Origin of the sequence: Bacillus sp. LJBS17 (assembly GCF_019334685.1) — a bacterium.
Lineage (GTDB): Bacteria > Bacillota > Bacilli > Bacillales > Bacillaceae > Bacillus > Bacillus subtilis.
Genome location: NZ_CP079759.1, coordinates 1 through 21,677, shown reverse-complemented (window position 1 = coordinate 21,677; position 21,677 = coordinate 1). Strand labels below are relative to the sequence as shown.

Sequence of the window (21,677 nt, the reverse complement as noted above, 5' to 3'; positions counted from 1 at the left end):
TTTACGGTTTCATTACTTCTCTATTCCCCATATAAGGACGGAGCACTTTCGGAATCACAACGCTTCCGTCTTCCTGCTGATAATTTTCTAAGATAGCGGCAACTGTTCTTCCAACCGCCAGTCCTGAACCGTTCAGTGTGTGTACATGCTCAGGCTTGCCTTTAGCTTCACGTCTGAAACGAATATTCGCACGTCTCGCCTGGAACGCTTCGAAGTTGCTGCAAGAAGAGATTTCTCGATATGTGTCTTGGCTTGGAATCCAAACTTCGATATCGTATTTTTTCGCAGCCGTAAAGCCTAAGTCACCCGTACACATGCTCATGACACGGTATGGAAGCTCAAGCAGCTGAAGAACCCGTTCTGCTTGGTTTGTAAGCTTCTCTAATTCTTCATAAGAATCTTCAGGCTTCACAAACTTTACAAGCTCAACTTTATTAAATTGGTGCTGACGAATTAATCCGCGTGTGTCACGTCCTGCTGAACCAGCTTCAGAACGGAAGCAAGCACTGAATGCCGCATAGTTGATCGGCAGGCTGTCACCTGAAAGGATTTCATCGCGATGCATGTTTGTAATCGGCACTTCCGCCGTTGGAATTAAGAAATAATCTTCTTCTCTGATTTTAAATGCATCCTCTTCAAATTTAGGAAGCTGCCCCGTTCCCGTCATGCTTGCGCGGTTTACCATATATGGCGGGATCACTTCAGTGTAGTTATACTCATCCACATGCAGATCAAGCATAAAGTTATAAAGCGCACGCTCCAGACGAGCACCTAAGCCTTTATAGAACACGAAACGGCTTCCTGTTACTTTGGCAGCACGTTCAAAATCCAGAATACCCAGCTCATCCGCAATATCCCAGTGCGGCTTCGGCTCATAAGCAAATGAAGGCTTTTCACCCCATTTACGCACTTCTACGTTGTCGTCTTCTGTTTCACCGACAGGTACAGACTCATGCGGAATATTCGGGATTGAGAGAAGGATTGTATCAAGCTCAGCTTCCACTGTTCGCAATTCTTCATCAAGCTTTTTAATTTCCTCGCCGACTTCACGCATTTCTTTAATAATGTGATCCGCTTCTTTTTTCTCACGCTTCAGCACAGCAACCTGCTGAGAAACTTCATTTCGTTTTCCTTTTAACTCTTCAACCTTGCCGATAAGCTCTCTTCGTCTATCATCCAGCGCCTCAAACTTATCAAAATCAGTTAAGTCTTCGCCTTTGTGTACAAGCTTTGCTTTAATTTCTTGAAAATTTGCTCTCAGCATTTTCGTATCAAGCATGCGAAACACTCCTTTTTTTATTGATTTGTCGAAAATAAAAAGAGCCCTCATCCCCATAAAGGGACGAGAGCTCTCGCGTTGCCACCCTGATTGAAAACAAATCAAAGACTCGTTTTCCACTTTCAAACATAACGGTTATCCCGTAAATGCCTACTTGTTTCAGCATTTCGCTCAAGGATGGATTCAGACAGCATCTTTCACCGATTCGCACCAACCATCGGCTCTCTTAGAAAGAGAGGCTCCCTACTAGTTCCTATCAACGCTTTTCGATCTTTATTTGTGCTTATAATGTACTATAAGTTTCCACAGCTTTCAACTGTTTTATACAAGTGCCTTCTGCTTATATTCCTCAACCATTTCAACAAACAGCTGTGTCACTCGGTGATCTTCTGTCAGCTCCGGATGGAATGAGCAGCCAAGGAATTGCCCCTGTTTCGCGGCTACAATACGACCATTATGCTCCGATAGAACTTCAACATTTTCACCAGCTTCTAAAATATGCGGAGCACGGATGAATACCCCTGTAAAAGGCTCGTCCAAGCCTTTAATTGTTAAATCAGCTTCAAAGCTGTCAACCTGCCGGCCAAATGAATTACGTTCTACAACCACATTCAGAAGACCTAAATGAGGATTATCTGAACCGGCAATTTCTTTTGCTAATATAATTAATCCGGCACATGTTCCAAACATCGGTTTGCCCTGAGCAGCGAATTCACGAAGCGGCTCCATGAATTGATACGTATCGATCAAACGGCGCATCGTCGTGCTCTCACCGCCCGGCAAAATCAACCCGTCAACTTCGTTCAGCTGCTCCGGACGTTTTACGACAAGACCAGCCGCGCCGCATGCTTCAATCGCATGGATGTGCTCTCTAACTGCTCCTTGAAGTCCTAGTACACCTATTGTTAACATGTCAGCAGCGCTCCTATGTTCTTACCAGCCGCGTTCTTGCATACGCTGTTCTGGAAGTAAGTTTGAGATTTCAATCCCTTTCATTGCAGTACCAAGCTCTTTTGACAACTCAGCGATCAATTTGTAATCAGTAAAGTGAGTTGTTGCTTCCACAATTGCTTTCGCAAATTTAGCAGGGTTGTCTGATTTGAAAATACCAGAACCAACAAATACTCCGTCAGCACCGAGCTGCATCATGAGAGCAGCATCAGCTGGAGTTGCTACGCCGCCAGCGGCAAAGTTAACGACAGGAAGCTTGCCGTCTTTTTTAATTTGAAGAAGAAGCTCGTAAGGAGCACCTAGATTTTTCGCTTCTGTCATTAGTTCATCCTCACTCATCGCAACTACTTTGCGCACTTGAGCGTTAACTTTACGCATATGGCGAACAGCCTCAACAATATTACCTGTTCCAGGCTCACCTTTTGTGCGAAGCATAGAAGCACCTTCCGCAATACGGCGTGTTGCTTCACCAAGATCACGGCAGCCACATACAAAAGGAACTGTGTATTCATTTTTATTTAAATGAAATTCTTCGTCAGCCGGCGTCAGAACTTCACTTTCATCAATATAGTCAACACCCATAGCTTCAAGCACACGCGCTTCAACAATATGTCCGATACGCGCTTTTGCCATTACCGGGATAGATACTGCATTCATTACTTCTTCCACGATTGTAGGGTCAGCCATACGGGCAACTCCTCCAGCCGCGCGAATATCTGCTGGCACACGTTCTAGCGCCATTACAGCGACAGCTCCAGCTTCTTCAGCGATTTTCGCTTGTTCCGCATTGATGACGTCCATGATGACGCCGCCTTTTTGCATTTCTGCCATTCCGCGTTTTACACGTTCAGTACCTGTTTGAGCCATTTCTTGGTCCCCCTAATCAAGGTATAGTTATATGATTTCTAATCCTTATTGTATCCTAGAAATCCAATAATTCATATGGATATATACTATTTTATTCGGTTTTTAGCGCTTTGAAAATCATTTTTTATTAAAAATTGGGTTTTTTCAGTATATTACGCGAAAGAGCCCTAACATCCATCAGAGCTCTTTCAATTGATTAAAACCAGCCGGTTACCGTATCAACAATGCTTCCCCAAATTCCGGCAAAAAATCCGCCGATACTGCGCATTGTCAAAACAAACCAGTTTGCTTTTTCTACATTTTCTTTTGTAACAAGGTCTACGCCAGCCAGATCGCTGTTAAGGAATCCGTAATCCTTTTCATCACCTGTGTATTCCGCAGTCAGCTTCCCAACCTTGGTTCCTTTTTTCACAGGAGCAGTTAAGTTGTCTTTATTCAGTGTGACCTTCGCTTTGTAATTCTTTTCTTCACCATTTTTGACAGGAAGAGAGAACGCCTTGTTTGTCACAATGCCTACTTCTTTCTCTTTACCCTTATCAACTGAAATTGTTTTATGGCCTTTTACTTGATCGCCTTCAGCATAAATTTCTTTCATGGAGAAATTGTCGAAAGCATAATCAAACATTTTCTTCGTTTCATCGAAACGGCCTGTATGAAGGTTGCCCTTTGCGTTTAAAACAACAGTGATGACACGCATACCGTTGCGTTCAGCTGTTCCTGTAAAGCATGAACCCGCAGAGTCAGTAGAACCTGTTTTCAGTCCGTCTACAGTCGCTTTTTTATACTCGCTGACAAGCCCCTTCAGCATAAAGTTCCAGTTCGGCATATCCATTTCATCATCGGTGCCTTCTCTGAATTTCGTTTTGGCGATACTGGAAGTCTCCAGAATCTCAGGGTAGTCAGTAATTAAGTGATCCGCAAGAATCGCCATATCCTTTGCAGAAACTTCACTCTCTTCATTTACGCTTGTCCCCTCAGGCTGATGCCCGTGAAGATCTTTGTTTTCAAGACCTGTTGCGTTAACAAATTTGTAATCTGTTAACCCTAGTTCTTTTGCTTTTGCATTCATTTTTTCAACAAACTTAGTTTCAGAACCGGCAACGATTTCTGCAATCGCAATAGCAGCAGCATTTGCAGAATAAATTGCTGTAGCTTGATATAATTCTTTTACTGTGTATTTCCCGTCTTTCCGAAGAGGAACGTTTGATAAGCTGTTATCTTGGGAAATTTCATACACATAGTCATCAGGCGTATAGGTTTGGTCCCATTTCACTTTACCTTGATCAATTGCTTCTAATAACAGATACTCTGTCATCATTTTTGTCATACTCGCAATTGGCAGTCTCTTATCTGCATTTTTACTGTAAAGAATTTTACCTGAAGAAGCTTCGATCATAATAGCAGCAGATGCATTGATATCAATTGGATCGCTGGCTGCTTTTGCTTTTGACATTGGAGCCAGACACGTGACAGCTAGAGTTAACACAACCAATGACATCAGTAGCTGTTTACATTTCTTGATGTTCAATCGTACGACCTCCGTATTTCATTTTCTTCATCTATAATTAAGCCGTTAAGGACATTTTCAATGCACAACAGTATAAATTTTATCATAATCAGTATAAAAAAAATAGACAGAGTCAGAGACCCTGTCAAATGTTTTTAATTTGTAACAATTTATTATGAAATTGTATAGTTAGGTGATTCTTTTGTAATCTGTACGTCATGCGGATGGCTTTCGCGAAGTCCTGCGCCAGTCATGCGAATGAACTGAGCTTCTTCTCTTAGCGCACGCAGATCTTTGGACCCGCAATACCCCATACCAGAACGAAGACCTCCGACTAGCTGATAAACGGTTTCTTCAACTGGTCCTTTGTAAGGTGTGCGTCCTTCAATTCCTTCAGGAACAAATTTTTTGTTTTCTTCTTGGAAGTAACGGTCTTTACTTCCTTTTTCCATTGCAGCAACTGATCCCATGCCGCGGTATACCTTAAATCTTCTGCCTTGGTAGATTTCAGTTTCACCAGGGCTTTCTGATGTGCCTGCAAGCAAGCTTCCGAGCATAACAGCATGTCCGCCGGCTGCCAATGCTTTAGTGATATCGCCAGAGAATTTAATCCCACCGTCGGCTATGATTGTTTTGCCGTGTTTTCTTGCTTCAGTCGCACAATCATAAATTGCTGTAATTTGTGGAACACCGACGCCGGCTACAACACGTGTAGTACAAATTGAGCCAGGTCCTATTCCAACTTTGACAACGTCTGCTCCAGCTTCGATAAGCGCTCTTGTCGCTTCAGCTGTTGCCACGTTTCCAGCAATAATGTTTAATTCGGGATACGTTTCACGGATTTTTGTGACTGTGTTTAAAACGCCTTGAGAGTGTCCGTGAGCTGTATCGATAACAATCACATCAACATTGGCTTCAACAAGCTTTTTGACGCGAGTCATTGTATCGCCAGTTACACCAACTGCCGCGCCAACGATCAGGCGGCCGTGAATGTCTTTAGATGAGTTCGGAAACTCAATGACTTTTTCAATGTCTTTAATTGTGATAAGACCTTTTAATTTATTCTGGTCGTCTACGAGAGGAAGCTTTTCAATTTTATGTTTCTGCAAAATCTTTTCAGCTTCATCCAGAGTAGTTCCTACAGATGCAGTAACTAGCTCTTCTTTCGTCATGACATCGCTGATTTTCATTGAGTAGTCAGAAATAAAACGAAGGTCACGGTTTGTAATAATTCCAACAAGCTTCTGGTCTTCTTCGTTATTTACAATCGGAACACCGGAAATTCTGTATTTCCCCATCAAATGCTCCGCATCAAATACTTGGTGATCAGGAGTTAAAAAGAAGGGATTTGTGATAACGCCGCGCTCAGAACGCTTTACTTTATCAACTTGTTCAGCCTGCTGTTCAATGGACATATTTTTGTGAATGATGCCCAAGCCGCCCTGTCTTGCCATTGCAATTGCCATTGCTGATTCTGTTACAGTGTCCATACCTGCGCTGATGACAGGAATATTTAGCTTTAACGTTTTTGTAAGTTCTACAGATAAATCCACATCACGCGGAAGTACCTCAGACTTTGCTGGTACAAGCAGCACATCGTCGAACGTTAAGCCTTCTTTTGAAAATTTACTTTCCCACATTAGTAAATCCCCCTCTTTTCGGCAAAATATTATATGTAGATTATCAACTAGCCAAGAGCATGTCAAGGAAGCGGGAAAGAGTTGAAATATTTAGATAACGGAAAGGATCAAGAAATATACATGACATATCATGAGTGGAAAGACTTAGCGCTATTTTACTCCGTTGAATCAACCCAGAAATTTCTAGAAAAGGTTTATACCTTAAACGGTATTGACGATGCGAAAAAAAACTCTTTTAAAAACAGTGAACGGTTTATTTATTTCTTAAAGCATGCCGAATCGTTTTATAAACAAGCCGCATATTCTCCCTTAGAAATCAAACCGATTCTTTTATTTTATGGAATGGCACAGCTTATCAAAGCATGCTTAATTACACGTGATCCTCATTATCCAAGCCATACATCAGTACTGGCACATGGCGTAACAACAAGAAAACGAAAGAAACAAAATTATTGTTTTAGCGATGATGAAGTGAAAATACAACGAAATGGCCTATGCATCCATTTTATGAAACATTTATTCGGACAATCGGATATAGTAGATGAACGGTATACCATGAAAAAATTATTAATGGCCATTCCAGAACTTAGCGATATTTTCTACTTTCATCAGAAAGAACGATTTATGACAAAAGTTGAGAAGGATAAGAACGAAATTTTTGTACCGGAGGAAGTAGTAATCAATTACAAAATGTCTGATTCAAGGTTTGCTGAATACATGTCCCATCATTATCAATGGTCTTTTACAAAAAAAAATGAACACGGGCTGCTGTTCGAAATTTCACCACAAGACAAGGAGCCATGGACATCGACCAGCTTATTGTTTGACATGGAAAAGAACCAATATTATATCCCTTCTCAAAGGGAGCAATTTCTGAGGCTTCCCGAAATGACAATTCATTATTTGATTTTGTACAACGTTGGGATGATTGCAAGGTATGAAACAGAATGGTGGTATGAGTTATTAACACAGCATATAAGTGATGACTACGTGTTAATTCAGCAGTTTTTATTAGTAACAGAAAAGAAATTCCCTAAATACGCTTCACAGTTTCTTCTTCATTTTTAACAAACAAAAAACCCAGCTCAATGAGCTGGGTTTAAACTTGCTTGGCGGCGTCCTACTCTCACAGGGGGAAACCCCCGACTACCATCGGCGCTGAAGAGCTTAACTTCCGTGTTCGGTATGGGAACGGGTGTGACCTCTTCGCTATCGCCACCAAACAAATTGAGAGTGTTCTCTCAAAACTAGATAACAGGTGTGACATCATTCAAAATATGGTTAAGTCCTCGATCGATTAGTATCTGTCAGCTCCATGTGTCGCCACACTTCCACCTCAGACCTATCAACCTGATCATCTTTCAGGGATCTTACTTCCTTGCGGAATGGGAAATCTCATCTTGAGGGGGGCTTCATGCTTAGATGCTTTCAGCACTTATCCCGTCCGCACATAGCTACCCAGCGATGCCCTTGGCAGAACAACTGGTACACCAGCGGTGCGTCCATCCCGGTCCTCTCGTACTAAGGACAGCTCCTCTCAAATTTCCTGCGCCCGCGACGGATAGGGACCGAACTGTCTCACGACGTTCTGAACCCAGCTCGCGTACCGCTTTAATGGGCGAACAGCCCAACCCTTGGGACCGACTACAGCCCCAGGATGCGATGAGCCGACATCGAGGTGCCAAACCTCCCCGTCGATGTGGACTCTTGGGGGAGATAAGCCTGTTATCCCCGGGGTAGCTTTTATCCGTTGAGCGATGTACCTTCCATGCGGAACCACCGGATCACTAAGCCCGACTTTCGTCCCTGCTCGACTTGTAGGTCTCGCAGTCAAGCTCCCTTGTGCCTTTACACTCTGCGAATGATTTCCAACCATTCTGAGGGAACCTTTGGGCGCCTCCGTTACCTTTTAGGAGGCGACCGCCCCAGTCAAACTGCCCACCTGACACTGTCTCCCCGCCCGATAAGGGCGGCGGGTTAGAAGGTCAATACAGCCAGGGTAGTATCCCACCGATGCCTCCACCGAAGCTGGCGCTCCGGTTTCCAAGGCTCCTACCTATCCTGTACAAGCTGTACCAACATTCAATATCAGGCTGCAGTAAAGCTCCACGGGGTCTTTCCGTCCTGTCGCGGGTAACCTGCATCTTCACAGGTACTATAATTTCACCGAGTCTCTCGTTGAGACAGTGCCCAGATCGTTGCGCCTTTCGTGCGGGTCGGAACTTACCCGACAAGGAATTTCGCTACCTTAGGACCGTTATAGTTACGTACGCCGTTTACTGGGGCTTCAATTCGCACCTTCGCTTACGCTAAGCGCTCCTCTTAACCTTCCAGCACCGGGCAGGCGTCAGCCCCTATACTTCGCCTTACGGCTTCGCAGAGACCTGTGTTTTTGCTAAACAGTCGCCTGGCATATTCACTGCGGCTCTCTCGGGCTTGCACCCTAACAGAGCACCCCTTCTCCCGAAGTTACGGGGTCATTTTGCCGAGTTCCTTAACGAGAGTTCTCTCGATCACCTTAGGATTCTCTCCTCGCCTACCTGTGTCGGTTTGCGGTACGGGCACCTCTCACCTCGCTAGAGGCTTTTCTTGGCAGTGTGGAATCAGGAACTTCGCTACTATATTTCGCTCGCCATCACAGCTCAGCCTTATGGGAAACGGATTTGCCTATTTCCCAGCCTAACTGCTTGGACGCGGATATCCAATACCGCGCTTACCCTATCCTCCTGCGTCCCCCCATTGCTCAAATGGTGAGGAGGTGGTACAGGAATATCAACCTGTTGTCCATCGCCTACGCCTTTCGTACTCGGCTTAGGTCCCGACTAACCCTGAGCGGACGAGCCTTCCTCAGGAAACCTTAGGCATTCGGTGGAGGGGATTCTCACCCCTCTTTCGCTACTCATACCGGCATTCTCACTTCTAAGCGCTCCACCAGTCCTTCCGGTCTGGCTTCACAGCCCTTAGAACGCTCTCCTACCACTGTTCGAAGAACAGTCCGCAGCTTCGGTGATACGTTTAGCCCCGGTACATTTTCGGCGCAGAGTCACTCGACCAGTGAGCTATTACGCACTCTTTAAATGGTGGCTGCTTCTAAGCCAACATCCTGGTTGTCTAAGCAACTCCACATCCTTTTCCACTTAACGTATACTTTGGGACCTTAGCTGGCGGTCTGGGCTGTTTCCCTTTCGACTACGGATCTTATCACTCGCAGTCTGACTCCCAAGGATAAGTCATTGGCATTCGGAGTTTGACTGAATTCGGTAACCCGGTAGGGTCCCTAGTCCAATCAGTGCTCTACCTCCAAGACTCTTACCTTGAGGCTAGCCCTAAAGCTATTTCGGAGAGAACCAGCTATCTCCAGGTTCGATTGGCATTTCACCCCTACCCACACCTCATCCCCGCACTTTTCAACGTGCGTGGGTTCGGCCTCCATTCAGTGTTACCTGAACTTCACCCTGGACATGGGTAGATCACCTGGTTTCGGGTCTACGACCACGTACTCATGCGCCCTATTCAGACTCGCTTTCGCTGCGGCTCCGCATCTTCTGCTTAACCTTGCACGGGATCGTAACTCGCCGGTTCATTCTACAAAAGGCACGCCATCACCCGTTAACGGGCTCTGACTACTTGTAGGCACACGGTTTCAGGATCTCTTTCACTCCCCTTCCGGGGTGCTTTTCACCTTTCCCTCACGGTACTGGTTCACTATCGGTCACTAGGGAGTATTTAGCCTTGGGAGATGGTCCTCCCGGATTCCGACGGAATTTCACGTGTTCCGCCGTACTCAGGATCCACTCAGGAGAGAACGAAGTTTTGACTACAGGGCTGTTACCTCCTATGGCGGCCTTTCCAGACCTCTTCATCTACCTCGTTCCTTTGTAACTCCGTACAGAGTGTCCTACAACCCCAAGAGGCAAGCCTCTTGGTTTGGGCTAATCCCGTTTCGCTCGCCGCTACTCAGGGAATCGCATTTGCTTTCTCTTCCTCCGGGTACTTAGATGTTTCAGTTCCCCGGGTCTGCCTTCTCATATCCTATGAATTCAGATATGGATACCACTCCATTACGAGTGGTGGGTTTCCCCATTCGGAAATCTCCGGATCAAAGCTTGCTTACAGCTCCCCGAAGCATATCGGTGTTCGTCCCGTCCTTCATCGGCTCCTAGTGCCAAGGCATCCACCGTGCGCCCTTTCTAACTTAACCGTTAAAAAGAATCACTATGTGATATCTTGTGTTACTAATTGAATGTGATGTCTACTGTTATCTAGTTTTCAAAGAACACGTTGGTGGAGCCTAGCGGGATCGAACCGCTGACCTCCTGCGTGCAAAGCAGGCGCTCTCCCAGCTGAGCTAAGGCCCCGTTATATAAGATGGTGGGCCTGAGTGGACTCGAACCACCGACCTCACGCTTATCAGGCGTGCGCTCTAACCAGCTGAGCTACAGGCCCATCTTAACTTATTCAAGGAACAAAGTTCCTTCAAAACTAAACAAGACAGGGAACGTTCTGTTTATAAGACCCAAGGTCTTATATTCCGTATAATATCCTTAGAAAGGAGGTGATCCAGCCGCACCTTCCGATACGGCTACCTTGTTACGACTTCACCCCAATCATCTGTCCCACCTTCGGCGGCTGGCTCCTAAAAGGTTACCTCACCGACTTCGGGTGTTACAAACTCTCGTGGTGTGACGGGCGGTGTGTACAAGCTCGGGAACGTATTCACCGCGGCATGCTGATCCGCGATTACTAGCGATTCCAGCTTCACGCAGTCGAGTTGCAGACTGCGATCCGAACTGAGAACAGATTTGTGGGATTGGCTTAACCTCGCGGTTTCGCTGCCCTTTGTTCTGTCCATTGTAGCACGTGTGTAGCCCAGGTCATAAGGGGCATGATGATTTGACGTCATCCCCACCTTCCTCCGGTTTGTCACCGGCAGTCACCTTAGAGTGCCCAACTGAATGCTGGCAACTAAGATCAAGGGTTGCGCTCGTTGCGGGACTTAACCCAACATCTCACGACACGAGCTGACGACAACCATGCACCACCTGTCACTCTGCCCCCGAAGGGGACGTCCTATCTCTAGGATTGTCAGAGGATGTCAAGACCTGGTAAGGTTCTTCGCGTTGCTTCGAATTAAACCACATGCTCCACCGCTTGTGCGTACCGTCAATTCCTTTGAGTTTCAGTCTTGCGACCGTACTCCCCAGGCGGAGTGCTTAATGCGTTAGCTGCAGCACTAAGGGGCGGAAACCCCCTAACACTTAGCACTCATCGTTTACGGCGTGGACTACCAGGGTATCTAATCCTGTTCGCTCCCCACGCTTTCGCTCCTCAGCGTCAGTTACAGACCAGAGAGTCGCCTTCGCCACTGGTGTTCCTCCACATCTCTACGCATTTCACCGCTACACGTGGAATTCCACTCTCCTCTTCTGCACTCAAGTTCCCCAGTTTCCAATGACCCTCCCCGGTTGAGCCGGGGGCTTTCACATCAGACTTAAGAAACCGCCTGCGAGCCCTTTACGCCCAATAATTCCGGACAACGCTTGCCACCTACGTATTACCGCGGCTGCTGGCACGTAGTTAGCCGTGGCTTTCTGGTTAGGTACCGTCAAGGTACCGCCCTATTCGAACGGTACTTGTTCTTCCCTAACAACAGAGCTTTACGATCCGAAAACCTTCATCACTCACGCGGCGTTGCTCCGTCAGACTTTCGTCCATTGCGGAAGATTCCCTACTGCTGCCTCCCGTAGGAGTCTGGGCCGTGTCTCAGTCCCAGTGTGGCCGATCACCCTCTCAGGTCGGCTACGCATCGTTGCCTTGGTGAGCCGTTACCTCACCAACTAGCTAATGCGCCGCGGGTCCATCTGTAAGTGGTAGCCGAAGCCACCTTTTATGTTTGAACCATGCGGTTCAAACAACCATCCGGTATTAGCCCCGGTTTCCCGGAGTTATCCCAGTCTTACAGGCAGGTTACCCACGTGTTACTCACCCGTCCGCCGCTAACATCAGGGAGCAAGCTCCCATCTGTCCGCTCGACTTGCATGTATTAGGCACGCCGCCAGCGTTCGTCCTGAGCCAGGATCAAACTCTCCGATAAAGTAGTTTGACTGACTACGCACATTGCTGTGCGATTTATAAAAATGAATTAACAGGTACGTTTTGTCTTGTTTAGTTTTCAAAGAACTTTGTGTACTTCTCTCGAAGCGACTACTTAATAGTAACATTTTTAGTTAACTAGGTCAATACTTTTTTGAAAAAGTTTTTACTAGTCATAATGGTCATGCTTGTGTCTTTAAAAAGACAACAGAAATGATTATACCATAATTTTTATGACTGTAAAGGGTTATGACAAAAAAAGCACAGCTATTTCAGCTGCGCTTTTTTTCACACTTCTTCTTGTTCTTCTTCATTCTCATCTTCTTCGTTTTTCTCTACTAAAGCTACTGTAGCAACATGCTCTTCTTCTGCCATTCTGATGAGACGCACACCTTGAGTGACACGTCCGGTGATGGAGATATCATTGATGTCCATTCTGATGAGTACGCCGCTAGCTGTAATAATCATTAGATCCTCTTCACCTTTAGTAGCTTTCACTGCTACTAGTTGGCCGTTGTTCTCGGTGATTTTCGCTGTTTTGAGTCCTTTTCCGCCCCGGCTTTGGGTTCTGTACTCTTCAGCAGGAGTTCGTTTTCCGTACCCTTTTTCAGTTACGATAAGGACGTGTGATTCTTCCTCTAAAATCTCCATGCCGACAACAACGTCGTCATCCGTCAGGGTGATGCCTTTTACGCCTGCCGCAGTTCTTCCCATCTCTCGGACATCTGTTTCAGGGAAACGGATCAGTAAACCGTTTTTCGTTCCAATGATGATTTGTTTTGTGCCGTCAGTCAGACGTACACCCATCAGTTCATCATCTTCACGAAGACTCAGAGCAATTAGACCATTGTTGCGGATATTAGCGAATTGAGATAGCGATGTTCGTTTTGAAACCCCATGCTTTGTAGTGAAGAAAAGGTAAAGCTCCGCATTGAATTCCGTGACTGGAATAATCGCGTTGATCCACTCACCCTTTTCTACCTCCAGCAGGTTAATAATCGGGATTCCTTTTGCCGTTCTGCCGTATTCAGGGATTTCATACCCTTTTGCACGATACACTTTCCCCTTGTTCGAGAAGAAGAGAATCGTGTCATGAGTTGACGTAGAGATCAAATGTTCAACGAAATCATCTTCGTTTGTTCCCATACCTTGTACACCTTTTCCGCCCCGTTTTTGACTGCGGTAAGTTGATGCAGGAAGACGTTTGACGTATCCGTTGTGCGTCAGAGTAACTACGATATTTTCTCTCTCGATGAGATCTTCATCTTCAATTGTCTCCAGTCCAGAAGTGACGATCTCAGTACGTCTTTCATCGTTAAAACGCTCTTTGATTTCCGTGAGTTCTTCACGAATGATCTCAAGAACTTTATATTCATTTGCCAAGATGTCTTTTAGCTCTGCAATTAATTTAACAAGAGATTGGTATTCTTCTTCGATCTTTTCACGTTCCAGTCCCGTTAAACGCTGGAGCCTCATGTCAAGGATCGCTTGTGCTTGCTTCTCTGTCAGTGAGAATTGTTCAATTAAACCTGTTCTCGCAATTTCAGCCGTTTGAGAATTACGGATAAGGGAGATAACTGCATCGAGATGATCCAGTGCAACTCTCAATCCTTCCAAGATATGAGCTCTCGCTTCTGCTTTACGCAATTCATAAGCAGTACGGCGTCTAATGACAACTTTTTGATGGTCAAGGTAATGCTCCAGGCATTGCTTAAGAGTTAAAACTTTCGGCTGGCCATCAACAAGTGCAAGCAGGTTGATGCCAAAAGATGTTTGTAGAGCAGTTTGTTTGTACAGATTGTTTAAGATGACATTTGCATTGGCATCGCGTCTGATTTCAATGACAATTCTCATACCTGTACGATCTGACTCATCACGCAGATCTGTGATACCCTCTATCTTTTTGTCCCTTACGAGATCAGCAATTTTCTCAATTAATTTCGCCTTATTTACTTGGTAAGGTAACTCTGTAACGATAATTCTTTCTTTACCCGAAGATGTTTGTTCGATCTCAGCTTTTGCCCGGATCGTGATAGAGCCTCGGCCTGATTCGTATGCTTTCCGGATACCGCTGCGTCCCAAGATTTGACCCGCGGTCGGGAAATCAGGCCCTGGAATGACTTCCATAAGCTCTGGAATTGTAATGTCCGGATTCTCACTAACAGCAAGTACACCGTCAATGATTTCTCCCAGCTGGTGCGGAGGAATGTTTGTTGCCATACCTACCGCAATGCCGGCAGCACCGTTCACGAGCAGATTCGGGAACCTTGAAGGCATAACGACAGGTTCTCTTTCTGACCCGTCATAGTTATCCTGGTAATCGATTGTGTCTTTTGTGATGTCGCGAAGAATCTCCATTGAGATTTTAGACATTCGTGCTTCTGTATAACGCATGGCCGCCGCTGAGTCTCCGTCAACAGAACCGAAGTTTCCGTGACCGTCAACGAGCATATAACGGTAGTTGAAATCCTGAGCCATTCTGACCATGGATTCATATACCGCTGAATCACCGTGCGGGTGGTATTTCCCGATAACTTCTCCAACGATACGCGCGGATTTTTTATAAGGCTTGTCACTTGTCATGCCTAAATCATTCATTGCATACAAAATCCGTCTATGAACCGGTTTTAAACCGTCTCGAACATCCGGAAGAGCACGGGACACGATAACGCTCATTGCATAATCCAAGAAGGACGTACGCATTTCCTGACTGATATTTATTTCACGAACTTGTGGTGTGTTTTGTTCACTCATTAAAAAACCTCCCTGAAGTATCACATGAAATATGTGGGAGTAGATTGTCCATTATGACCTTCAATACGATTTCACTATTCTCCATTATATCAATAAACTTATGATTATACACATTAAATTGCTAGAATATATAGGTATTGCAGGCATTGCTGCATCTGATCTTGTTCAGAAAAAAGCCTTATTTCTTATTGGAAATAAGGCTTTTTATGGATTAGATGTCAAGATTTTTAACGTATCTCGCATTCGCTTCTATGAAGTTTCGGCGCGGTTCTACCTTGTCGCCCATAAGCATTTCAAAAGTCTCGTCCGCATCCATTGCATCTTCAAGAGTTACCTGAAGAAGTGTTCTGGAACTAGGATCCATGGTTGTCTCCCATAGCTGGGTGGCATTCATTTCACCAAGACCTTTGTAACGCTGCAGTCCAGGCTTAGGCGTTTGAGGAAGAGTTTTTAACAGCTCTTCAAGCTCCTTGTCATTGTACGCATATTCAACGCGTTTCCCCTGTTGAACCTTGTAGAGCGGCGGCTGCGCAATGTACACGTAGCCATTTTCGATAATTTGGCGCATATATCTGTAAAAGAACGTTAACAGCAGTGTTCTGATGTGCGCGCCGTCAACATCGGCATCTGTCATAATGACAACTTTGTGGTAACGGGCTTTCTCAAGGTTGAAGTCTTCCCCAATACCTGTGCCGAGCGCTGTGATCATAGAGCGAACTTCGTTGTTAGAAAGGATTTTATCCAGTCTGGCCTTTTCAACGTTTAGGATTTTACCTCTAAGCGGCAAAATGGCTTGGAAATGTCTGTCGCGTCCTTGTTTAGCAGATCCTCCGGCAGAGTCACCCTCTACGATATATAACTCGGAGATGCTCGGATCTTTTGAAGAGCAGTCCGCTAACTTACCGGGCAAGTTGGAAATTTCCAAAGCACTCTTACGGCGTGTTAGTTCACGGGCTTTTTTCGCAGCCATTCTTGCTCTTGCCGCCATTAAGCCTTTATCGACAATTTTTTTGGCTGCATCTGGATTTTCCAGCATAAATGTTTCCATCGCCGTAGAAAATAACGTATCGGTGATCGTCCGTGCTTCTGAGTTGCCCAGCTTTGTTTTTGTTTGGCCCTCAAACTGCGGATCAGGGTGTTTGATTGAAATAATCGCTGTCAGCCCTTCCCTTACGTCATCTCCGCTTAGGTTTGGATCATTTTCTTTAATAAGCCCTTTTTTTCTGGCGTAATCGTTGATAACACGAGTCAGGCCCGTTTTGAAGCCAGCTTCATGGGTACCGCCTTCGTACGTGTTAATGTTGTTTGTAAACGAGTAAATGTTGCTTGTGTAGCTGTCATTGTATTGCAAAGCCACTTCAACCGTAATGCCGTCCTTTTCGCCTTCAATGTAAATCGGCTCTTCATGGACAACCTCTTTAGAGCGGTTTAAATACTCTACATAACTTTTAATTCCGCCTTCGTAATGGTATTCATTTTTGCGCTCTTGTCCTTCACGTTTATCTTCAATCGTGATGTTTACGCCCTTTGTTAAAAAGGCTAATTCACGCACGCGGTTGGCAAGCAGATCGTAATCATACTCGGTTGTTTCTGAGAAAATTTCAGGGTCCGGGACAAAATGTGTCGTCGTTCCTGTATGATCCGTTTCGCCAATGATTTCAAGGTCTGTAACCGGAACTCCGCGTTTATAGGTTTGGCGGTGAATTTTACCGTCACGGTGAACCGTCACATCAAGCTCTGTTGATAGTGCGTTTACGACCGACGCACCTACACCGTGTAATCCTCCGGATACTTTATAGCCGCTTCCGTCAAATTTTCCTCCGGCATGAAGCACCGTCATAATGACTTCTACCGCAGGACGGCCCATTTTTTCATGAATACCGACTGGAATACCGCGGCCATTATCTACAACCGTGATACTGTTGTCTTTTTCGATTTGGATATTGATATCCGTACAATAACCGGCAAGGGCTTCGTCAATACTATTGTCGACAATTTCCCATACCAAGTGGTGAAGGCCTTTGCTGTTTGTCGAACCGATATACATCCCCGGTCTTTTACGAACAGCTTCCAATCCTTCTAGTACCTGTATCTGATTTTCATCATAACTGTTTTGCTGCTGTTCCATAGCCACGTCATTCACCTACACTTTTCTAAACGATATATTCGTGATAAAAAATTTCTAAGAATCTATTTCAAACATAAATTGCGCACGTTTTTTTAATGTGCTGGAAGATAAGGGAGAGTAATATATATTCTGAACCGTGACTACGATAGATTTGGGCGTGCCGTTTACGGAAGGCACCACCTTGTGTTTCTGTTTTTTTAGAAAATCTTCAACAATAGGCGACATGTTGGCTTTAAAGTCAAAAATGCCGACAATATCTCGTGTTGAAACCACAAAGTCATCACCTAAATGAATATACAATTGCTCACCTCATTTCTTCACTTCACTAACGCACCATTTTGCACACGGAACATTCCTGCATGACGTAAGGTTTCGTGATCAATGCCATCAACGCTTGTCGTTGTGACAAACGTTTGTACACGGCCTTGGATCGTATGAAGCAAGTGTGACTGGCGATAATCATCCAGTTCACTCAGTACATCATCCAATAGTAAAATGGGATATTCTCCGATTTCTTCATGGATCAGGTCAATCTCCGCCAGCTTAAGGGACAACGCCGTCGTTCGCTGCTGTCCTTGAGAACCATACGTCTGCACATCGCGTCCGTTCACATAGAAAAGAACATCATCGCGATGAGGCCCTGACAGCGTCACACCACGCTCAATTTCTTTTTCTCTTAATTTAGAAAACGCTTCTTGATAGCTATCTCCTATTTTCGACAAATCTAGGGGATCTGATACATCAAGAGCTGTATGGTATTTCAGCGTCAGTTCTTCAAGCCCTCTTGAGATGCCTGCATGGATGGGCTGCGCCCATTTCTCGAGCTGTGCTGTAAACTGCAGGCGTTTTACGACGACTTTTGCTGCAACTTCTACAAGCTGATCGGTCAGAACATCGAGCATCGTCCGGTCAGTTTGTTTTCTTGTTTGCAGCTGTTTCAAAAAATGATTCCGCTGGGAAAGGATTTTCTGGTAAAGAGAAAGATCATGAAGGTAGACGGGAGAAACCTGTCCGATTTCCATGTCAAGAAACCGCCTTCTCACTTGAGGGCTTCCCTTTACAAGATTTAAATCTTCCGGCGCGAACATAATGGTGTTGAGGGCCCCGACATACTGGCTGAGCTTTTGCTGTTCAATATGATTGACCTTGCCCTTTTTACCCTTTTTGGAGATGACGAGCTGCATCGGGATCGCCCCGTTTTGCTTCATCACTCTTCCCTCTATTTTAGCATAGTCTTTGTCCCACCGTATAAGTTCTTTGTCATTTGATGTCCGGTGCGATTTCGCCATGGACAAGACATAGATCGCCTCCATGAGGTTTGTCTTCCCCTGGGCGTTTTCTCCGATGATCACATTTACTTTATTTTCAAATTGAAGTTCAGCATGGTCGTAGTTGCGGTAAGATGTCAGTTCTAAGTTCTGGATATACAATCAGTGTCACCCGCTTTAATTGACGACTTGAAATGAACCAAATCCTTCAATCTCTACCACATCTCCAACATACAGCTTTCTGCCCCGGCGGTTGTCCGGCTCATCGTTCACAAGCACTTCATGCTCGCTTAAAAACCACTTCGCCATACCGCCAGACTGAATCACATCGGCTAATTTTAAGAATTGTCCGAGTGTAATCATCTCTGTATCAATTGAAATCGGATTTGCCATTATATCGACCTCTTTCAAATATCACTAATATCTAATTGTACTAAAAAAAAACGAATTAGGGAAAGGGAAAACTTGTCGGAGCAGATACCGAATAGAAAAGCTGCCGACGAGTCGGCAGCAGTGTATCGGATTAATAGGTTCTGACAGGAAGGATAAGCTGTACAATCGTTTCATCATTCGGCGTGCGAATTAAGAAAGGTCTCATTGCGCCTGTAAAGCTTACGCGTATTTCTGCTCCTTCAAGCACCTTTAGTGCATCCAGCATATATTTTGGACTAAAAGAGATATTTAATTCCTCACCTTCAATTTGATCCGCAGCAATTGCTTCCACAACTTTACCGATTTCCGGTGAGTTGGAAGAAATTTCAATGGATTCAGCCGGTTTTGCAGACAGTTTTACAACGTTGTTGCGTCCCTCTCTAGCTAAAAGAGATGCACGATCAATGGCCTGAAGGAATTCTTTTGTGTTCACAATGATTTCTGTTTTGCTGTCTTGCGGAATCAGGCTGGTTGTGTCTGGATAATTCCCGTCCAGAAGCCGTGAGAAGAACAAGACGTTTTTCGCTTTAAACAGAACTTGGGTTTCTGTGATGACGATATCTACAAGTTCCTGGTTGTCATCTAAAATCTTGCTAAGTTCAGTTAAACTTTTTCCCGGAATCACGACGTTATAAGATCTGTCTTCTGGAATATCAAGTTTCGCCTTTCTTAATGCAAGACGGTGGCTATCCGTTGCAGTGCATAATAATTCACTTTGCTCCACTTTCCAGTTTACACCTGTCAAGATAGGGCGTGTTTCTGAGGTGGACACTGCAAATACTGTTTGTCTGATTAGATTTTTTAACAAATCAGTTGGGATCTGAATCGCATGATGCTCTTCAATCTGCGGCAAGTGCGGATACTCATCAGCATCCAGTCCGTTTAGATTAAATTCAGCTTTACCAGAACGGATAATCGTCAAATACTGATTTTGGACTTCGATTTCTACAGTTGCCATCGGCAATTTTTTTACAATTTCACTAAAAAAGCGAGCCTGTAAAACGATGCTTCCGGGCTGTTCAATAGTGACGATTTCTTTATCTCCTTCTTCTTTTGGAATGAAGGATTCAATAGAAATATCTGAGTCACTCCCTGTAAAGGATACTCCATCATCTGATGCAACAATTTTAATACCAGTCAGAATGGGAATCGTGGTTCTGGATGAAACTGCTTTTAATACATCTTGGACACTTTCAACAAGACGATCTTTTTGAATCGTGAATTTCATTTTTATCCTCCTAACGGATAATGTATTAATATATATATATATTTATAAAAAATAGTAGAAGTAATAGTAGGGCCTGTGGATTTGTGGATAAGTTGTGAAAAAGACAGGAAACACAGCCTATCCACATGTGGACAGACTGTGTATGACTTCCGAAAAGTTATTCACACTTTCCCCGATTCCCCGGTCCTGCTATTTAAGCTGTTCTTTAATTTCTTTTACATGCTGCTGAAGCTGTTCATCATCTGCCAGCAGTTTTGAAATTTTTTCATGCGCATGAATAACGGTCGTATGATCACGTCCTCCAAACTCTTCACCGATTTTAGGAAGAGAGGAATCAGTCATTTCCCTTGATAAGTACATGGCGATTTGACGCGGAAAAGCTACTGACTTTGTCCGTTTTTTTGCTTTGAAATCCTCGAGTTTAATATTAAATTGCTGGCCTACTACCCTCTGAATTTCCTTTATCGTAATGACTTTCGGTTTTGAGGAAGGAATAATATCTTTCAACGCCTCAGCGGCCAGATCAGCATTAATATCTTTATTAATTAAAGATGAATAAGCGACAACTCTGATTAATGCTCCTTCGAGTTCCCGAATATTGCTGTCGATTTGATTCGCGATGTAAAGCATAACCTCGTTCGGAATATCGAGGCCTTCTGCTTTGGCTTTTTTTCTTAAAATTGCAATTCTCGTTTCTAGATCAGGCGGTGTGATATCTGTAATAAGTCCCCATTCAAAACGTGAGCGCAATCTGTCCTCAAGTGTCGGAATTTCCTTTGGCGGTCGGTCACTTGAAATGACGATTTGTTTGCTTTCTTCGTGCAATGTGTTAAATGTATGGAAAAATTCTTCCTGGGTTTGTTCTTTCCCCGCTAAAAATTGAATATCATCTATCAAAAGCACATCAACATTTCGATAGCGATTGCGGAAGTCGACGGCTTTATTATCTCGGATAGAGTTGATGAATTCGTTTGTAAATTTCTCAGAAGACAGATAAACCACTTTGGCAGAAGGATTATGATCTATTACATAATGGCCGATCGCATGCATTAAGTGCGTTTTCCCTAAGCCGACGCCCCCATAGATAAATAAAGGGTTGTAAGCTTTCGCGGGCGCTTCCGCTACTGCGAGGGAAGCAGCATGTGCAAATCGGTTTCCAGATCCGATGACAAAAGTATCAAAAGTATATTTTGGATTGAGCATATTTTGAGGAAAATCAGATGTATCTTCTTTGACCGCTTTTTTGACTTGCGGTTTCGGCATAAAGTCCTCAACATCTTGATTTTGAGGAATGACAAACTTAATGCTCAATTCTTCCCCGGTTAATTCATATATAGTATCTGCAATCAGATGCAAGTATCTGGACTCCAGCCAGTCTCTGGCAAATTCATTGGGAGCCGTGATTGTTAATGTATCGCCTTGCAGTGAGTGGGCTTTGGTTGACTTCATCCAAGTCTCAAAACTCGGTTTGCTCAACTTTTTTTCGATTTGAGCAAGGGCTTGGTTCCACAGGTCTAATATATTTTCCAT

13 protein-coding genes, 2 tRNA genes, 3 rRNA genes and 1 other annotated feature are annotated in these 21,677 nt (G+C 44.5%); of the genes, 1 reads left to right on the top strand and 17 read right to left on the bottom strand.

What is annotated here, in order from left to right; genetic code table 11:
* Position 1: 1 nt before the first annotated feature.
* From serS to guaB, 5 genes are all read right to left on the bottom strand, one after another.
* On the bottom strand, positions 2–1,279 hold the full coding sequence (serS, locus tag KXZ66_RS00090) for a serine--tRNA ligase (RefSeq protein ID WP_021479916.1): 1,278 nt from the start codon (positions 1,277–1,279) through the stop codon (positions 2–4).
* Between the two features lie 56 nt (positions 1,280–1,335).
* Positions 1,336–1,548 (bottom strand) — a binding site (T-box leader).
* A 52-nt stretch (positions 1,549–1,600) separates the two neighbouring features.
* Complete coding sequence (pdxT, locus tag KXZ66_RS00085) at positions 1,601–2,191, bottom strand: pyridoxal 5'-phosphate synthase glutaminase subunit PdxT (RefSeq protein WP_003226797.1); 591 nt, start codon at positions 2,189–2,191, stop codon at positions 1,601–1,603.
* 21 nt (positions 2,192–2,212) lie between these two features.
* Entirely contained in the window at positions 2,213–3,097 is an 885-nt protein-coding gene (gene pdxS, locus KXZ66_RS00080) for a pyridoxal 5'-phosphate synthase lyase subunit PdxS (RefSeq protein WP_003247145.1), read from the bottom strand.
* A 196-nt stretch (positions 3,098–3,293) separates the two neighbouring features.
* On the bottom strand, positions 3,294–4,625 hold the full coding sequence (dacA, locus tag KXZ66_RS00075; RefSeq protein ID WP_015482683.1) for a D-alanyl-D-alanine carboxypeptidase: 1,332 nt from the start codon (positions 4,623–4,625) through the stop codon (positions 3,294–3,296).
* A 152-nt stretch (positions 4,626–4,777) separates the two neighbouring features.
* Positions 4,778–6,244 (bottom strand): IMP dehydrogenase, encoded by a 1,467-nt coding sequence (gene guaB, locus KXZ66_RS00070; protein ID WP_003226803.1) that lies wholly within the window; start codon positions 6,242–6,244, stop codon positions 4,778–4,780.
* A gap of 120 nt (positions 6,245–6,364) precedes the next feature.
* Here guaB and KXZ66_RS00065 point away from each other — a divergent pair, with 120 nt between their 5' ends.
* Positions 6,365–7,312 (top strand): YaaC family protein, encoded by a 948-nt coding sequence (locus KXZ66_RS00065; protein ID WP_031315178.1) that lies wholly within the window; start codon positions 6,365–6,367, stop codon positions 7,310–7,312.
* Positions 7,313–7,351: 39 nt separating this feature from the next.
* On the opposite strand, the gene rrf is transcribed toward KXZ66_RS00065, so the two are convergent.
* From rrf to dnaA, 12 genes are all read right to left on the bottom strand, one after another.
* Positions 7,352–7,467: ribosomal RNA gene (gene rrf / locus KXZ66_RS00060) — 5S ribosomal RNA — on the bottom strand.
* A 54-nt stretch (positions 7,468–7,521) separates the two neighbouring features.
* A 23S ribosomal RNA gene (locus KXZ66_RS00055) occupies positions 7,522–10,445 on the bottom strand.
* An 81-nt stretch (positions 10,446–10,526) separates the two neighbouring features.
* Positions 10,527–10,602, bottom strand: a tRNA-Ala gene (locus KXZ66_RS00050).
* An 11-nt stretch (positions 10,603–10,613) separates the two neighbouring features.
* Positions 10,614–10,690: transfer RNA gene (locus KXZ66_RS00045), tRNA-Ile, on the bottom strand.
* A 102-nt stretch (positions 10,691–10,792) separates the two neighbouring features.
* Positions 10,793–12,338 (bottom strand): 16S ribosomal RNA (locus tag KXZ66_RS00040).
* Together the 16S, 23S and 5S rRNA genes with 2 tRNA genes alongside form the textbook arrangement of a ribosomal RNA operon.
* Before the next feature lie 287 nt (positions 12,339–12,625).
* The gene (gene gyrA / locus KXZ66_RS00035) at positions 12,626–15,091 is read right to left on the bottom strand and encodes a DNA topoisomerase (ATP-hydrolyzing) subunit A (protein WP_003244540.1); all 2,466 of its coding nucleotides are present in this window, start codon (positions 15,089–15,091) and stop codon (positions 12,626–12,628) included.
* A gap of 211 nt (positions 15,092–15,302) precedes the next feature.
* On the bottom strand, positions 15,303–17,219 hold the full coding sequence (gyrB, locus tag KXZ66_RS00030) for a DNA topoisomerase (ATP-hydrolyzing) subunit B (RefSeq protein ID WP_003226808.1): 1,917 nt from the start codon (positions 17,217–17,219) through the stop codon (positions 15,303–15,305).
* Positions 17,220–17,273: 54 nt separating this feature from the next.
* Positions 17,274–17,519 (bottom strand): extracellular matrix regulator RemB, encoded by a 246-nt coding sequence (gene remB, locus KXZ66_RS00025; protein WP_032724947.1) that lies wholly within the window; start codon positions 17,517–17,519, stop codon positions 17,274–17,276.
* Positions 17,520–17,536: 17 nt separating this feature from the next.
* Positions 17,537–18,649 carry a DNA replication/repair protein RecF gene (gene recF, locus KXZ66_RS00020; RefSeq protein ID WP_219144752.1) on the bottom strand — a complete coding sequence of 371 codons (1,113 nt, stop codon included), beginning with the start codon at positions 18,647–18,649 and terminating at the stop codon, positions 17,537–17,539.
* Between the two features lie 15 nt (positions 18,650–18,664).
* Positions 18,665–18,880: a ribosome maturation protein RlbA gene (gene rlbA, locus KXZ66_RS00015; RefSeq protein WP_003226810.1), complete on the bottom strand. Its 216-nt coding sequence runs from the start codon at positions 18,878–18,880 to the stop codon at positions 18,665–18,667.
* 130 nt (positions 18,881–19,010) lie between these two features.
* Entirely contained in the window at positions 19,011–20,147 is a 1,137-nt protein-coding gene (gene dnaN / locus KXZ66_RS00010) for a DNA polymerase III subunit beta (protein ID WP_003226811.1), read from the bottom strand.
* Positions 20,148–20,336: 189 nt separating this feature from the next.
* Entirely contained in the window at positions 20,337–21,677 is a 1,341-nt protein-coding gene (gene dnaA, locus KXZ66_RS00005) for a chromosomal replication initiator protein DnaA (RefSeq protein WP_003242674.1), read from the bottom strand.

What these genes read in the sequence shown, in the direction of transcription:
- serS (WP_021479916.1), bottom strand. Translation starts at nt 1,279, where the DNA reads ATGCTTGATACGAAAATGCTGAGAGCAAATTTTCAAGAAATTAAAGCA.
- pdxT (WP_003226797.1), bottom strand. Translation starts at nt 2,191, where the DNA reads ATGTTAACAATAGGTGTACTAGGACTTCAAGGAGCAGTTAGAGAGCAC.
- pdxS (WP_003247145.1), bottom strand. Translation starts at nt 3,097, where the DNA reads ATGGCTCAAACAGGTACTGAACGTGTAAAACGCGGAATGGCAGAAATG.
- guaB (WP_003226803.1), bottom strand. Translation starts at nt 6,244, where the DNA reads ATGTGGGAAAGTAAATTTTCAAAAGAAGGCTTAACGTTCGACGATGTG.
- KXZ66_RS00065 (WP_031315178.1), top strand. Translation starts at nt 6,365, where the DNA reads ATGACATATCATGAGTGGAAAGACTTAGCGCTATTTTACTCCGTTGAA.
- gyrA (WP_003244540.1), bottom strand. Translation starts at nt 15,091, where the DNA reads ATGAGTGAACAAAACACACCACAAGTTCGTGAAATAAATATCAGTCAG.
- gyrB (WP_003226808.1), bottom strand. Translation starts at nt 17,219, where the DNA reads ATGGAACAGCAGCAAAACAGTTATGATGAAAATCAGATACAGGTACTA.
- rlbA (WP_003226810.1), bottom strand. Translation starts at nt 18,880, where the DNA reads ATGGCAAATCCGATTTCAATTGATACAGAGATGATTACACTCGGACAA.
- dnaN (WP_003226811.1), bottom strand. Translation starts at nt 20,147, where the DNA reads ATGAAATTCACGATTCAAAAAGATCGTCTTGTTGAAAGTGTCCAAGAT.
- dnaA (WP_003242674.1), bottom strand. Translation starts at nt 21,677, where the DNA reads ATGGAAAATATATTAGACCTGTGGAACCAAGCCCTTGCTCAAATCGAA.